Source organism: Arthrobacter sp. N1, from assembly GCF_048288285.1.
Classification (GTDB): Bacteria; Actinomycetota; Actinomycetes; order Actinomycetales; family Micrococcaceae; genus Arthrobacter_D.
Genome location: NZ_CP102608.1, coordinates 158,442 through 171,883 on the forward strand (window position 1 = coordinate 158,442; position 13,442 = coordinate 171,883).

A 13,442-nucleotide genomic window follows, 5' to 3' on the forward strand; every position below is an offset into this window, starting at 1 on the left:
GACGGGTCAGCCGCCGCGATAGGTCGCGGACGTCCAGAGGTGGAACAGCGCGTAGGCGCGGTAGGGCCGCCATGCCTCGGATCTCCGCTCGGCGTCCCGGATGCTCGGGTTGCCCATGGCTCGGCGTGCCACCAGGTCCCCCGGGGTGAAGGCGTCGGCGTCGCGGAGCACGCGGACGGAGAGGTAGTCCGCCGACCACGGGCCGATGCCCGGGATGGCCAGGAGTTCCCGCCTCAGGCGCACAGGCTCTGCCAGGGGATCGAGGGACAACCCGCCGACGACGGCGCGCGCCACGTTCTGCACCGTGGCCGCCCGGCTGCGGGTCACCCCGACGGCGGCACGCAGCTCCTCGGGCGGCGCCGCCGCGATCGCTTCCGGCGTGGGGAACACGGTGAGGCCCGACGGCGACGGCGTCCCGTAGGCGGCGGCCAGCCTGCCACCGAACGTCCCGCCGGCCGCCACCGACACCTGCTGGCCGAGCACCGTCATGATCGCGGCCTCGAACGGCTCGGGGTAGCCGACGGCGCGCAGACCCGGGCGCTCGCGGACCAGGGGGCCGAGGAGTGGGTCGGCGTCGAACGCGCGGGCGATCGCCTCCGTGTCCGTGTCGAGGTCCAGCCAGGCGCGGGTCGTCGTGACGAGGTGCGCGAACTCGCCGTCGTCGTCCGTGTCGGCGGTGAGTTCGACGTCGCCCGGCCGGACGGTGACGGTCACCCGGCGCGGGCCGCCCGGCGTCGTGAGCAGCCGGGTGTGCCGCCGGCCGTCCCGGTCCGTCACCTCGCATTCCGGGACGGCGTGGTTGGCGAGGATCGCGGCCATGGGGCCGGGCTCCAGGGCGCCGTGCGGCGTCAGGACCGCGCTGCGCGTCACGGGAGGATGGAGTCCACGTATCCGCCGTCCACCCGCACCGCCGCCCCTGTGGTCGCCGAGGCGAGCGGCGACGCGAGGTAGGCGACCATGTTCGCGATCTCCTCGGGTTCGATCAGGCGCTGCAGCAGGGACTGCGGCCGGTGGTCCTTCATGAACTGCTTCTGGGCGTCCTCCCACGGAAGGTCCTTGTCCACCAGCTGGTAGACGAAGTCCTCGACGCCGCCGGTGTGGGTGGGCCCGGCGATGATCGAGTTCACGGTCACGCCCGTCCCCGCGGCCTCCTTCGCGAAGCCGCGGGAGACAGCGAGCAGCGCGGTCTTGGAGACGCCGTAGTGGATCATCTCGGCCGGGATGGCGACGGCGGAGTCACTCGCGATGTACTGCACGCGGCCCCAGCCCGCACCGATCATCCCCGGGAGGTAGGCGCGCGTGAGGCGGATCGCGGTGAGCACGTTGACCTCGAAGTAGCGGCGCCACTCGTCGTCGTCGATCTCCAGGGCCGGCTGTGCGCCGAAGATGCCGAGGTTGTTGACCAGGACGTCGACGGCGGGCAGGACGCCGAGGGCCTTCGCGACGCCGTCGTCCGTGGTGACGTCGGCGGGGACGGCAATGAGGTCGGCATCGGGTACGTCCCCGTGGATGGTTTCCATGGCGCGGGCGACGCTGCGGTTGCTGCGGCCGTTGACGCCCACGCGGGCACCGGCGGAAGCGAGTCTCAGGGCGATGGCCAGCCCGATGCCCTGCGTCGATCCGGTGACCAGGGCGGTCCTGCCGCTGAGGTCGAGTGCCAGTGCCATGGGAAGCTCCTTCAGCGTTCGGCGGGTCTCGGATACACCCTACGACGACGGCGCGGGGATGGTCGCGGGGTCCCTCCGCCCCGCCGCGACGGACCGGGCGAACGTGATGCTGGACACGGAGCGGGGGCCTGGCGACACCTATCACGCCGGAGCCATCGCGTCACAATGAAGTGCGGTTCGATGCGCTGGTGACGGGTGGAGAAAAACCTCAGCGCCAGCAGGTATATTGCTCCCGGTATATGGAATACTTCCACCTCCCCCGAGGTTGAGAGTGGCATCTGGGCGTCATTCCCGCCCATAGAAGGAGATCTACCCCTATGGCAACCGACTACGACGAGCCACGCGTTCGCCCGGAAGACCAGCCGGCCAACGAGTCCCTCGAAGCGATCCAGGCACAGCGGAGTGCGACCACGCAGACCGCACTGATCGACGTCGAGGACGGCGAGACCGCTGAAGGCATCGACCTCCCCGGGGCCGACCTCTCCCACGAGGAACTCCTCATCCAGGTCATCCCGCAGCAGGAGGACGAATTCACCTGCATGTCCTGCTTCCTGGTGCACCACCGCAGCCAGCTCGCCCGTGAGAAGAACGGCGAGAAGTACTGCACTGAGTGCGAAGGCTGACACCCCTCCGGACGTACGCAAAGCCCCTGGCCCGATGGCCGGGGGCTTTCTTCGTCCACAGGTCCGGCCGGGCGCCGCTGCAGGTCAGGGCAGGACGACGAGCGGCAGGCCCGCCGCGGCGCAGGACACCCGGACCAGGCCGTCCCCCGCACCGCGGGACAGGCGGTTGTTGACCCCGGTGTCGTCGCACCAGTCGACGTCGTACGGGTACGCGGACACGAGGTAGTCGCCGGGTGGCGTCCCCAGGGGCACCACGACCTCGGTGGAGAAGCCACCCGCGTCGGTCATGGGTGCGAGCTCCCGGAGGATGCGCCCGCCGTCGACCGTGGTGACGAACACCTCGACCTGCGCCGCGTCGCCGTACGTCGAGTCGCAGTCCGCCTCGCCCGCGTCGATGCCCACCGTTCCGCCGGCACGTACCTGATCGGGGGTGATGACGTACGGCGGGGGCATGCAGGCGGGCTGCCGGAGGAAGCCTCCCGGGCCGTTCCCGCAGGCTGTACTGCACAGCAGCACTGCCACGACGGCCGCGCGGAGGCTGAGGTGCACCCGAGTTCGGCGTCCCCCGCCATCCCTCCCGGTATCTCCCACGGTCCAGATCCTCCACCCGTCGACGCGCGGGGGACAGGGCCGTGTCGAACCGTCACGCGATCGTGACGCAGGCGGCCGCCCAGTACGGTGATGGGATGGATTCCTCCCACGTGATCGTGCTGCCCGGCGGCGGCTACACCATGCTGTCCGACAACGAGGCGGAGGTGGTCGCGGAGCGCCTGCGCTCGTTCGGCCTGTCCGCGAGCGTCTTCGACTACCCCGTGCAGACCCGGCACCCAGGACCGCTCGACGCCGTCCGCTCCGAGGTCCGGCGCGTCCGCGCGGCAGGCGCTGCCCGGGTGGCCCTCCTGGGCTTCTCCGCCGGCGGACACCTTGCTGGGCAGGCAGCCTTGGCCCCCTCCGGCGAGCCGGCCGAGCGCGTGGACGCCGCGGTGCTCGGCTACCCGGTCGTGTCCATGGAACTCGCGACACATCGCGGTTCGCAGGACGAACTCCTCGGGCCCGACGCCGGGAACGCGCTCCGCGCCTCGACCTCCCTGGACCGTCTCGTCACCGCCGATGCGTCGCCGTTCTTCATCTGGCACACCGCGGCGGATGAGGCCGTCCCGGTCGAGCACGCATACCGGCTCGCGCAGGCGCTCGCCGCACACCGGGTCCCGCATGCCCTGCATGTCTTCGAGGAGGGTGAGCACGGTCTGGGCCTCGCGGACGGGCAGGGTGCCGCCGGCCAGTGGAGCCGGCTGGCGAGCGAGTGGCTGCAGGCCCGGGGCTGGTGATCGCGCCGATCCTGACCCCCGGCAGGGGTGCCGCCCGGTGATGCTGCAGACCATCGTGGCGCTCGGCCCGGTGATCGGGCTGATCGCGCTCGGCTACGGCATCCGTGCACGGGCGTTCCTCGCGCCGTCGTTCTGGCCCCCCGCGGAGCGGCTGTGCTATTTCGTCCTGCTTCCCGCTCTGTTCATCAACGGCACGGCGACCGCGGACCTCGGCGGGTTGCCGATCGCCCTCATGGCACCGGTACTCGCCGGCCCGGTGGTCCTGACAGCCCTGGGACTCGTCGTGGCGCAGCGGTGGCTGGACCTGGACGGGCCCGCGTTCACCTCCGTGCTGCAGGGGAGCATCCGCTTCAACAACTACCTCGGCCTCTCCATCGCCCTCGCCCTGTTCGGGCCCGACGGCGTGGCGCTCGCCGCGATCGCGAACACCATCCTCGTGCCGCTTGTCAACGTCGTCTGCACGCTCGGTTTCGCGCGGTACGGGGCGGAGCGGCTCACGGTCGGAGGGACGGTTCGCAGCATCGCCACGAACCCGCTGATCCTCGGCTGCGTGATCGGCATCGGCCTGAATGTCACGGGGATCGGGCTGCCCCCGGGCGTCGAGGGCCTGGTGCGGACGCTCGGTGCCGCGTCCCTGCCGCTCGGCCTGCTGTGCGTCGGGGCTGCCCTGGAACTGCGCAGCATGGGACGCAATCTCGGCGCGGTGGGCCTCGCGACCGCCGTCAAGTTCGTGGTGATGCCAGGACTCGGTCTCGCGGGTTGCCTGCTGGTGGGCCTCACCGGCGAACCGGCGGCAACGGTGATCCTCTTCCTCTCCCTGCCCACCGCGTCCTCGGCCTACGTCATGGCGAGGGCGCTCGGCGGTGATTCCCGGCTCATGGCCTCGATCATCACCCTGCAGACCGTGGCGGGCGTCCTCTACCTGCCCGTGGTCTTCCTGGTCATCAGGGCCTTCACCGGCTGATCGCACCGGCTGATCGCGCCGTCACCGACCCGGTGCCAGAAAGCCGCACGCGGTGTTCGACGGCGATGGACGTGACGTCGAAGTGCAGCCACCACAGACACACCGAGAGCGCGACGCCGACGACCGCGCCGAGGAGGATCTGGACGCTGACCGGTTCCTGGGTCGCATCGACAGCGATCGCGACGATCTTTGCACCGAGCGCCAGGATGACCACCCGTCCGTAGCGCTCCGTCCGGTGCGCGGCGGAGTGGTGGATGCGCCGCGTGCGGAGGCGAGGAGGGCTGGATCAGCGGATCGCCGAGCTTCGGTGCCGACGGCAACTACGTTCGGTACTAAGCATGCTTGCTATCAGGTCGATCGGCCCCTACGGTGAGGAGGAACGATCCACGTCGAAAGGGCCACCATGATCACGCTCGACCAGATGAAGGACTCGATGAACGCCGGCGGCAACGTGCTGAGCGAGGACGGGGCGTTCCTCGGGCCGATGGGGCACCTCTACGTCGACGATGCCACCGGCGAACCCAGCTGGGTCACGATCACCACCCACGCGTCGGGCGAGCCGGAGTCCTTCGCACCGCTGCGCGATGCGGTCCTCGACGGGAACGACGTCCGCCTGCCGTACCCGCACGGCACCGTCCATTCGTCACCGAAGATGTCCCAGGACGGGCACCTCAGCCCGGAGGAGGAGCAGCACCTGCTGCGCTACTACGGCCTGATGGCGCCGAAGGACGAGACGCTCACCGAGACTCCCGCCACTGGCGGCAACCGGTCCTCACGCACCGACGCCTTCGCGGGGCGTGCCGAGCAGCCGCGCCGCGACCAGGGACTGCGACGCGGTGCCGGCCCGGGTGGGACTGACGACGACGGCGATCTGGCCATGACGCGCTCCGAGGAGCAGCTGAGGGTCGGCACCGAACTCCGGGAGACGGAACGGGTGCGCCTGGTCAAGCGCGTGGTCACCGAGGACGTCACCATGACCGTCCAGATCCGGCGCGAGGAGCTCGTCGTCGAGCGCGTCCCGGTCAGCGACGGCAAGCCCCTCTACGACGACGGCTCGGGCACCTTCAGCAAGGCCGAGCGCGAGCGCCTGTACTCGGCGGTGGAGACGGCCTTCAGCGGCGACGTCGTCGAACTGGTCCTGTACGAGGAGAAGCCCCGCGTCGAGATGGACGTGGTGCCCATCGAGCGGGTGCGTGTCAGCCGTGAGGCGCACACCCACGACGAGACGGTGGGCGGCCAGGTCCGCAAGGAAGTCATCGAGACGGAGCGCATCGAGCTCTGACGGAGGACGGGCGGGGCCGAGCGGCTCCACCCGAAGGATGCGATGAAGGACCGTCGGAGCTGCCGTCCGGCGGTCCTTCGTCATGACCGGGCGGGTCGCGCCTCCCGTTGGATCGGAATCGGGCCGGGGATCAGTACTCCCGCGAGGACAGCACGCAGAACTCGTTGCCGTCCGGGTCGGCGAGGACTTCCCAGCTTACGTCCGGACCCTGGCCCACGTCGGTGCGCGTCGCCCCGAGGCCCACGAGGCGCTCGATCTCGGCGTCCCGATCCTGGCTCGTGTGCGGCGCGAAGTCGAGGTGCAGGCGGTTCTTCCCCTCCTTGGCGTGCTCCACCGGCACGAACACGAGTCCGGGCGGCACCTGCTCGAAGGCCAGCTTCGAGCTGAGATCGCGAGCCCAGGGCGGTACGAGGACGGCTTCCTCGTCGGTGTCGAACATGACCTCCCACCCGAGTGCCTCGGCCCACCAGCGCGCCAGCGCACGGTGATCGGTGGATTCGATGACGGTGGAGTACCAGCGCAGAGTCATGACCGGATCGTGCTCCCCGACTGCACCGGGTGCACGTCCTCGCGGTCAAGGAGTGTCCGCATGGCTGTCGGCGGGCCGGGCGGTACGGCCGAACGCGGCGTCGGAATAACGTCACACTCGCGTGCGCTAATCCCTGCTAAGGTAATCCTTACCTGATGCTCCGAGGGTCGATCCGACCGGTAGCACGCCGGTACCCGTCATTGTCGTCACCCCTGGAAGGCCCCCATGCTCCGCGCCCCGAAACTCCTCGCCCTCGCTGCCGCCGCAGCCATGACCGTCGCGCTCGCTGCCTGCTCCACGCCGGCCGCCGAGTCCGCCGCCGAGGCACCCTCCAGCGCCGGCTTCGAGCCCATCACCATCGAGCACGGCTTCGGGACCACCACCATCGAGGAGAAGCCGGAGCGCGTGGCGACCGTGGCCTGGGCCAACCAGGAGGTGCCCCTCGCGCTCGGCGTCGTCCCCGTCGGCATGGCGGCCGCCACCTTCGGTGACGACGACGGCGACGGCGTCCTCCCCTGGGTGACCGAGAAGCTCGAGGAGCTCGGCGGCGAGACGCCCGTGCTGTTCGACGAGACCGACGGCATCGACTTCGAGGCCGTCGCGGATACCGCGCCGGACGTCATCCTCGCGGCCTACTCGGGCCTGACGCAGGAGGACTACGACACCCTCAGCGAGATCGCCCCCGTCGTCGCCTTCCCCGAGACCGCCTGGGGCACCCCGTGGCGCGAGATGATCGAGCTCAACAGCGCCGGCATGGGCATGGCCGAGGAGGGCAAGGAGCTGATCGCGGACCTCGACCAGCAGATCAGCGACGCCACCGCGGAATTCCCGGGCATCGCCGGCAAGAAGACCATGTTCATGACGCACGTTGACCCCACGGACCTCAGCGAGGTCAGCTACTACACCACGCACGACACCCGGGCCATGTTCTTCGAGGACCTCGGCCTCGCCACACCGGCGAGCGTCGCCACCGCATCCGCGGAGACCGACCTCTTCTCCGGGACCATCAGCACCGAGCAGGCCGACGTGCTGGACGACGTCGACATCATCGTCACCTACGGCGACGACGAACTGGTCTCCACGCTCGAGGCCGACCCGCTGCTCTCGCAGATCCCCGCCGTCGCCAACAAGGCTGTTGTGAATCTTCCCGGCACCACGCCCGTGGGCACCGCGGCCAACCCCACGCCGCTGTCCATCTCGTGGGTGCTCGAGGACTACCTCACGCTCCTCTCGGACGCCGCAGACAACGCCTAGTGCCCCCGTCCGCCCCGCCGGCCGTCGCAGCCCCCGCCACCGCGCGGGGACTGCGGCGGCTCCGGCCGCTCTGGCTCGTCATCGCCCTCGCCGTGCTGGGGGTGGTGGCCTTCGCGTCCGTGGGCATCGGCTCACGCGACGTGTCGCTCGCCGAGGTGATCGCGGCCCTGGGCGGATCGACGGACGGCTTCAACGAGGCGGCGGTGGCCAAGCGGATCCCGCGGACCCTGCTCGCGGTGCTCGCCGGTGCGGCCCTCGGCCTCTCCGGGGCGGTCATGCAGGGCGTCACCCGCAACCCGCTCGCTGATCCCGGGATCCTCGGGGTCAACACCGGAGCCTCCCTCGCCGTCGTCACCGCGATCGCGACCGTGGGCCTGAGCTCGGCGACGGGCTACATCTGGGTGGCCATCGCCGGAGCCTCGGTCACCGCCGTGTTCGTCTACGTGGTGGGCTCGCTCGGTCGCGGCGGAGCGACGCCCCTGAAGCTCGCGCTGGCCGGTGCCGCCACCTCTGCCGCGCTGACCTCGCTCATCAGCGCCGTCGTGCTCCCACGCGGTGACATCTCGGGTAGCGTGCGGTCCTGGCTGATCGGTGGTGTGGGCGGAGGCACCTTCTCGAGCATCTTCCAGGTGCTCCCGTTCCTCGCCGTCGGCCTCCTCCTCAGCCTCCTCTCCGCCCGCTCGCTCAACTCCCTGGCCCTCGGCGACGAGCTGGCGGCCGGGCTCGGCGAACGCGTGGCCGTGGCGCGGGGGCTCGCCGCCTTCGGCGCCGTCCTCCTGTGTGGGGCGGTGACCGCCGTGACCGGGCCCATCGGCTTTGTGGGCCTCGTGGTCCCGCACGCCTGCCGCCTGCTGATCGGCGTGGACCACCGCTGGCTGCTGCCCCTCTCCGCCGTCCTCGGGGCCATCCTCCTCACGTCCACCGACGTCCTCGGGCGGATCGTGGCGCGCCCCGAGGAGATCGACGTCGGCATCATCACCGCGCTCGTGGGTGCCCCCTTCTTCATCTACATCGTCCGACGGCAGAAGGTGCGTGAACTGTGACAGCGCTGCAGGCACCACCGCGCGTCGGCATCACCGCCGGTGAGATCGCGCAGGGGCGACGGCGCCGCACGGCTCGGCGACGCCTCGTGGTCGGTGTCCTCGCCGCCCTGATCGTCGTCGCCTTCATCGTCTCCCTGTGTGTCGGGCAGACCACCTACTCCCCCCGCGAGGTCCTCGGGGTGGTCCTGGGGCAGGACATCGACGGCGCGAGCTTCACCGTGGGGCGCCTCCGGCTCCCGCGCGCCACCCTCGCGGTCATCGCGGGCCTCTGCTTCGGGATCGGTGGCGTGACGTTCCAGACCATGCTGCGGAACCCGCTCGCGAGCCCGGACATCATCGGGATCAGCGCGGGTGCGAGCGCCGCGGCGGCCTTCGCCATCATCACGCTCGGACTCGGCGCCACGCAGGTCTCGATCTTCGCCATCATCGCCGGTCTCGGGATCGCCCTCCTGGTCTACGGGCTGTCCTTCAAGGGCGGCGTCGTCGGGACGCGCCTGATCCTGATCGGCATCGGGATCGCCGCCATGCTGGACAGCCTCACGGCGTACGTCCTGAGCAAGGCCGCGCAGTGGGACCTGCAGGAGGCCTCGCGCTGGCTGACCGGCAGCCTGAACGGGGCCCGCTGGTCCGAGGTGGTGCCCGTGGCCATCGCCCTCGCGGTGCTCGCGCCCGTCCTCCTGACCCAGTCCCGGAACCTGTCCACGTCCCAGCTGGGCGACGACGCCGCGGCGGCCCTCGGTGTCCGTGTCGAGCGCACGCGCATCATCGTGATCATCGCCGCCGTCGGCCTCATCGCGTTCGCGACGGCGGCTGCCGGGCCGATCGCGTTCGTCGCCTTCCTCTCGGGGCCCATCGCGGCGCGGATCGTCGGCCCCGGCGCGTCGCTGCTCATCCCCTCCGCCCTGGTGGGCAGCCTGCTGGTGGTGACGGCCGACTTCCTCGGCCAGTACGCCTTCGACGTCCGCTACCCGGTCGGCGTCATCACCGGTGTGCTGGGCGCGCCCTACCTCGTCTATCTGATCGTGCGGACCAACCGCTCGGGAGGCTCGCTGTGACCACTGCCCATACGCTGAACGCCCTGGACCTGACGGTCGGGTACGGGGACCGGACCGTCGTGGAGGGCCTCGATCTGCAGGTGCCCATGGGCGGCATCTCGGTGATCGTCGGGGCCAACGCCTGCGGGAAGTCCACCCTGCTGCGCGCCATGTCCCGGCTCCTCGCACCCCGCGGAGGGCAGGTGGTCCTCGATGGGCGGGCGGTGCACCAGACACCGGCCAAGGAGCTGGCACGGACACTGGGGCTCCTGCCGCAGTCGCCCACCGCACCCGAGGGCATCACGGTCGCGGACCTCGTGGGCCGCGGGCGGCATCCGCACCAGGGCCTGTTCTCCCGGTGGACGCCAGCCGACGACCAGGCCGTGGCGGACGCCCTCACCGCCACCGAGACGGCTGCGCTCGCGGACCGGCCGGTGGACGAGCTCTCCGGCGGGCAGCGGCAGCGCGTGTGGATCGCGATGGCCCTGGCGCAGCAGACGGACATCCTGCTGTTGGACGAACCCACCACGTTCCTCGACGTCAGCCACCAGCTCGAGGTGCTCGATCTCCTCACGGACCTCAACCGGTCCCGCGGGACCACCATCGTGATCGTGCTCCACGACCTGAATCTCGCCGCGCGCTACGCGGACCACCTCATCGCCCTCACCGACGGACGGGTCCATGCGCTCGGCACCCCGGCCGAGGTGCTGACCGAGGACACCATCCGGGCGGTGTTCGGGCTGGACAGCCGCGTGGTCGTGGATCCGACGTCGAACAGGCCGCTCATGCTCCCGCTCGGCCGGCACCACACGACCACGGAGCGCTGACCCGCCGGATGCGGGGCGGGGGCGCCGCCGTCGCGCCGCCGTCGGAGGATACCAAGCCTGCTGATGATAGGCGTAGGCTGACGGGACGACGTCGGACGAGCACCGCTGCCGCGTCGGACCGACCAGGCACCATCCCACCGGAAGGACGTCCCATCAGTACTCACGACGAGAAGCCCCAGCACGATCCGAGCGCCGACCAGCAGCTGTCCGAGTCCCTGGAGGGACATAAGGAACTGGCCGACGAGGCCGAGGAGGGCTCACCCCTCGAGGAGACCGACAGCCCGGTGCGCACCGAGAACAGCTGACCCGCTCCGGCCGGGCCGACGTAGCGGCACGGCTGGACGGGGTAGACGCAGAAGGGGCGCCCGCAGCAGCGGGCGCCCCTTCCGTCGTTCGGGCAGGACTACTTCTCGACCGGTCCGAACATCGCATCGATGTCCGCCATCTCCAGGTCCGCCGTCGCCTGGATGAGCTCGAGCAGCGCGGGGTCCAGCCCGGGGGCGAACTCCTCCAGGCGCTCGGGCGCGATCTCCGACGGCACACCCTGCGGGGCCTGCTCGCTGGCGTCCAGCTGGGTGCCGTCGTTCGACGGGGACAGCCCCTGGTAGATCTTCCCGGCCTCCGACTGCCCCTTGAGGTCGAAGGTGTACTGCTTGCTCTGCAGCCCGAGGTCGAGGAGCTTCTTGACCTCCGGGAACTGCTCGGCGTTGGTCTTGGGGATGGGCAGCAGTGATTGCCACTTCACACCGAGCGTCTCGAGCGCCTTCGCGTAGCCGTTCTCGTGCGCCTGGTCGCGGACGATCAGGTAGGCGATGGTGGAGCGGGCGGTCTTGTTGTCCGTCATCTCGTACATACGGCACTTCTGGAGCCGGCCGGTCGCCTCGAGCATCAGGTTGTACAGGAGGTCCAGCGGCAGGTTGCCCGAGTTGTAGACGTAGCTTCCGCTCCAGGGATTGCCGGCCGAGTCCACCGGCATGGCACCCTGCGCTCCCACGAGGTAGTGGTGGATGTTGCCCTGGGACAGGGCGAGGTTCAGCGGGATCGCGCCGCCGGCGCCGGGGGTGTCCAGCGGATCGTCGAGCGTGCCCTGGTAGCGGGGTGAGCCATCGAGGAGCCGGGAGATGGTCGTGCCGATCAGTTCGACATGGCTGATCTCCTCCGTGCCAATGCCCTGGATCAGGTCGCGGTAGGGCTTAGCGGCCGCGCCGCGGAAGTTCATGCTCTGGAACAGGTACTGCATCATGGTGCGCATCTCGCCGAATTGTCCGCCGAGGCCCTCCTGCAGGGCGTTGGCTGCGGCGGGATCCGGCTCGTCGGGGATGATCTCGTTGATGAGCTGCTGGACGTGGAAGAACATGGGACCTCCTCAGGGAGCGGCAGAATGCCACTCAATTTCCACACTCGTCCCGAAAAGTCGACCCCACAACCACCCTTGCTTTTCTGCGGTGGGGGTTGCCATAACCACGCTGATCGGCGGCACCGGCGGAATCATCACGACGGCGGCAGCCCGCGGCTCCGTCGGGATCGGTCCATCCCGCCGCGCCCCGTAGGCTGGGAGCTCACCATGCTGGGGGGTCCATGATGTCCGGGAAGAAGTACGTCTGGTTCGTCGTCGCGGGAGGATGCTTCGTGGCGGCGGCACTGGTCTTCGGGGGGCGGTCGCTGCTGCTCGACTGGCTGGGCACGTCCCCGGCGTACCGCACGGTGATCGCCGCCGGCTGGGTCCTCCTCGCCGCGGGGGCGGGCGCGGTGGCGAGGGGATGTACCGCCGAGGCGCCCGACGGCGATGCGTCCCGTGGGGCGACCGAGGGCAGCACGCCGTGAGCCCGTTCCCCGGCGGTGTCGGGCCGGCCCCCTACGTCCCCCAGAACCATCGCATGTATGGCGCCGATGCCGGGCCGGTGGTGACACTGCAGCAGGCGGGCTGGGCCCTGATGTTCGTGGTGCTGTACGTGGCGGCGGCGTGCGGGGTCATTCTGGTCCTCGGGCTCACAGGCCTCGTCGACTTCACGCTGGAACTCCTCGTGCCCGTGCTGCTGGGAACCGTCACCGCGGCGGCGCTCGCAGCGCTGTCCGTCCACCTCGTCCGCCGCAACCACCTCACGCCGGCCCAGCTGGGCTTCCGCCGCCCGGGCCCACGGATGGCCCACCTCCTCTGGCAGATCCCCGCGGCCATCCTGGGCGCCCTCGTGCTCCAGGGCGTGTTCCTCGCCGTCCTCGGTCTGACGGGGTTCGACATCGGCGCTGCCCCCACGACCAACGATCCGCTGGCGGACCTGGCCGGTCTCCCCGTCCCGGTCGTCCTGTTCGTGGCGCTCGTGGTCGCGGTCCTCACGCCGCTCTGGGAGGAGGCTCTCTTCCGCGGCGCGTTCCTCGACGGGCTCGGCCGCCGCTTCCGCCCCGCGCTCGCCGTGCTGCTGTCCGCCGCCCTGTTCGCCGCCGTGCACCTCGTGGTGGTCGGGTTCGCCTATCTCTTCGCGCTCGGCGTCGCGCTGGCCCTTCTGCGACGGTTCCACGGGAACCTCTGGGCGCCGATCCTCCTGCACGCCGTGAACAACGGCCTCGCCGTGCTGATCGTGCTTTCGGGTATCTGACCGCGAAGGTGCGGACCCCGAAGGCGCCCCCCTTCAGTCCTCCGGGAGCGCCGCGAACGTCTTCTTGGTGCCGTTGTACCAGCCGAGCCCCTTGATCGGGTTCTTCCAGCGGCCCTTCATGGCGTCGCGCGCCGGCTGGTGTGCGGTGTCACCGGCGGCGACGGCGTCCTTCAGGTGCTGGTCCTGGGCCTGGATGATGATGTCCGCGGAGTCACCGGTGAGGGCGAGGTCGCAGGGGCCGCCGAGCTGCTTGCAGGTCATGGTCTTCATGGGGTGTTCCTCCTGTGATTGCGGGCG

The 13,442-nt window shown here is 70.5% G+C and carries 18 protein-coding genes; 11 read left to right on the forward strand and 7 right to left on the reverse strand.

The genetic code is table 11. The features are described 5' to 3' along the window. Positions 1–6 precede the first annotated feature (6 nt). Together NVV32_RS00770 and NVV32_RS00775 are read right to left on the reverse strand one after the other, a co-directional pair. Positions 7–870 carry a DNA-3-methyladenine glycosylase family protein gene (locus NVV32_RS00770; RefSeq protein WP_157365698.1) on the reverse strand — a complete coding sequence of 288 codons (864 nt, stop codon included), beginning with the start codon at positions 868–870 and terminating at the stop codon, positions 7–9. Continuing rightward, positions 867–1,661, reverse strand: coding sequence for an SDR family NAD(P)-dependent oxidoreductase (locus tag NVV32_RS00775; protein ID WP_422392073.1), 795 nt, complete (start codon positions 1,659–1,661; stop codon positions 867–869). Before NVV32_RS00775 ends, NVV32_RS00770 begins: the two co-directional genes overlap by 4 nt. A gap of 323 nt (positions 1,662–1,984) precedes the next feature. Between NVV32_RS00775 and NVV32_RS00780 the strand changes: the two genes are divergently transcribed. After that, a complete protein-coding gene (locus NVV32_RS00780) occupies positions 1,985–2,290 on the forward strand; it encodes a DUF4193 domain-containing protein (protein WP_055765785.1) in 306 nt (101 codons plus the stop codon). An 84-nt stretch (positions 2,291–2,374) separates the two neighbouring features. On the opposite strand, the gene NVV32_RS00785 is transcribed toward NVV32_RS00780, so the two are convergent. Further along, on the reverse strand, positions 2,375–2,743 hold the full coding sequence (locus NVV32_RS00785; RefSeq protein WP_422391022.1) for a hypothetical protein: 369 nt from the start codon (positions 2,741–2,743) through the stop codon (positions 2,375–2,377). A gap of 179 nt (positions 2,744–2,922) precedes the next feature. On the opposite strand from NVV32_RS00785, the gene NVV32_RS00790 reads away from it, so the two are divergent. Next, positions 2,923–3,618 carry an alpha/beta hydrolase gene (locus NVV32_RS00790; protein WP_422391023.1) on the forward strand — a complete coding sequence of 232 codons (696 nt, stop codon included), beginning with the start codon at positions 2,923–2,925 and terminating at the stop codon, positions 3,616–3,618. A 40-nt stretch (positions 3,619–3,658) separates the two neighbouring features. Further along, positions 3,659–4,582, forward strand: coding sequence for an AEC family transporter (locus NVV32_RS00795; RefSeq protein ID WP_422391024.1), 924 nt, complete (start codon positions 3,659–3,661; stop codon positions 4,580–4,582). Here the strand turns inward: NVV32_RS00795 and NVV32_RS00800 are convergent. After that, positions 4,572–4,796, reverse strand: a complete 225-nt coding sequence (locus tag NVV32_RS00800) for a low temperature requirement protein A (protein WP_422391025.1) — start codon at positions 4,794–4,796, stop codon at positions 4,572–4,574. The genes NVV32_RS00795 and NVV32_RS00800 overlap by 11 nt on opposite strands. Positions 4,797–4,985: 189 nt before the next feature. Between NVV32_RS00800 and NVV32_RS00805 the strand changes: the two genes are divergently transcribed. Beyond that, entirely contained in the window at positions 4,986–5,864 is an 879-nt protein-coding gene (locus NVV32_RS00805; RefSeq protein ID WP_422391026.1) for a YsnF/AvaK domain-containing protein, read from the forward strand. A gap of 130 nt (positions 5,865–5,994) precedes the next feature. Here the strand turns inward: NVV32_RS00805 and NVV32_RS00810 are convergent, their stop codons facing one another. Then, a complete protein-coding gene (locus tag NVV32_RS00810; protein ID WP_422391027.1) occupies positions 5,995–6,393 on the reverse strand; it encodes a VOC family protein in 399 nt (132 codons plus the stop codon). Between the two features lie 225 nt (positions 6,394–6,618). Here NVV32_RS00810 and NVV32_RS00815 point away from each other — a divergent pair, with 225 nt between their 5' ends. From NVV32_RS00815 to NVV32_RS00835, 5 genes are read left to right on the forward strand one after another with little or no spacing between them, the layout of a single operon-like run. After that, positions 6,619–7,647, forward strand: coding sequence for an iron-siderophore ABC transporter substrate-binding protein (locus NVV32_RS00815; RefSeq protein WP_422391028.1), 1,029 nt, complete (start codon positions 6,619–6,621; stop codon positions 7,645–7,647). Further along, positions 7,647–8,690 carry a FecCD family ABC transporter permease gene (locus NVV32_RS00820; protein ID WP_422391029.1) on the forward strand — a complete coding sequence of 348 codons (1,044 nt, stop codon included), beginning with the start codon at positions 7,647–7,649 and terminating at the stop codon, positions 8,688–8,690. The genes NVV32_RS00815 and NVV32_RS00820 overlap by 1 nt, the downstream gene beginning before the upstream one ends. Continuing rightward, the gene (locus NVV32_RS00825) at positions 8,687–9,745 is read left to right on the forward strand and encodes a FecCD family ABC transporter permease (RefSeq protein ID WP_200914762.1); all 1,059 of its coding nucleotides are present in this window, start codon (positions 8,687–8,689) and stop codon (positions 9,743–9,745) included. The genes NVV32_RS00820 and NVV32_RS00825 overlap by 4 nt, the downstream gene beginning before the upstream one ends. After that, entirely contained in the window at positions 9,742–10,551 is an 810-nt protein-coding gene (locus NVV32_RS00830; protein ID WP_422391030.1) for an ABC transporter ATP-binding protein, read from the forward strand. The genes NVV32_RS00825 and NVV32_RS00830 overlap by 4 nt, the downstream gene beginning before the upstream one ends. A gap of 8 nt (positions 10,552–10,559) precedes the next feature. Beyond that, positions 10,560–10,856 (forward strand): hypothetical protein, encoded by a 297-nt coding sequence (locus tag NVV32_RS00835; protein WP_422391031.1) that lies wholly within the window; start codon positions 10,560–10,562, stop codon positions 10,854–10,856. A gap of 98 nt (positions 10,857–10,954) precedes the next feature. Here the strand turns inward: NVV32_RS00835 and NVV32_RS00840 are convergent, their stop codons facing one another. Next, positions 10,955–11,908, reverse strand: a complete 954-nt coding sequence (locus tag NVV32_RS00840; protein WP_422391032.1) for a manganese catalase family protein — start codon at positions 11,906–11,908, stop codon at positions 10,955–10,957. A gap of 221 nt (positions 11,909–12,129) precedes the next feature. On the opposite strand from NVV32_RS00840, the gene NVV32_RS00845 reads away from it, so the two are divergent. Together NVV32_RS00845 and NVV32_RS00850 are read left to right on the forward strand one after the other, a co-directional pair. After that, the gene (locus NVV32_RS00845) at positions 12,130–12,375 is read left to right on the forward strand and encodes a hypothetical protein (RefSeq protein WP_152817054.1); all 246 of its coding nucleotides are present in this window, start codon (positions 12,130–12,132) and stop codon (positions 12,373–12,375) included. Next, positions 12,372–13,145, forward strand: a complete 774-nt coding sequence (locus tag NVV32_RS00850) for a CPBP family intramembrane glutamic endopeptidase (RefSeq protein ID WP_422391033.1) — start codon at positions 12,372–12,374, stop codon at positions 13,143–13,145. Before NVV32_RS00845 ends, NVV32_RS00850 begins: the two co-directional genes overlap by 4 nt. Positions 13,146–13,178: 33 nt before the next feature. Here NVV32_RS00850 and NVV32_RS00855 read toward each other — a convergent pair whose 3' ends face one another. Further along, positions 13,179–13,415 (reverse strand): hypothetical protein, encoded by a 237-nt coding sequence (locus tag NVV32_RS00855; RefSeq protein ID WP_152817056.1) that lies wholly within the window; start codon positions 13,413–13,415, stop codon positions 13,179–13,181. Positions 13,416–13,442 lie beyond the last annotated feature (27 nt).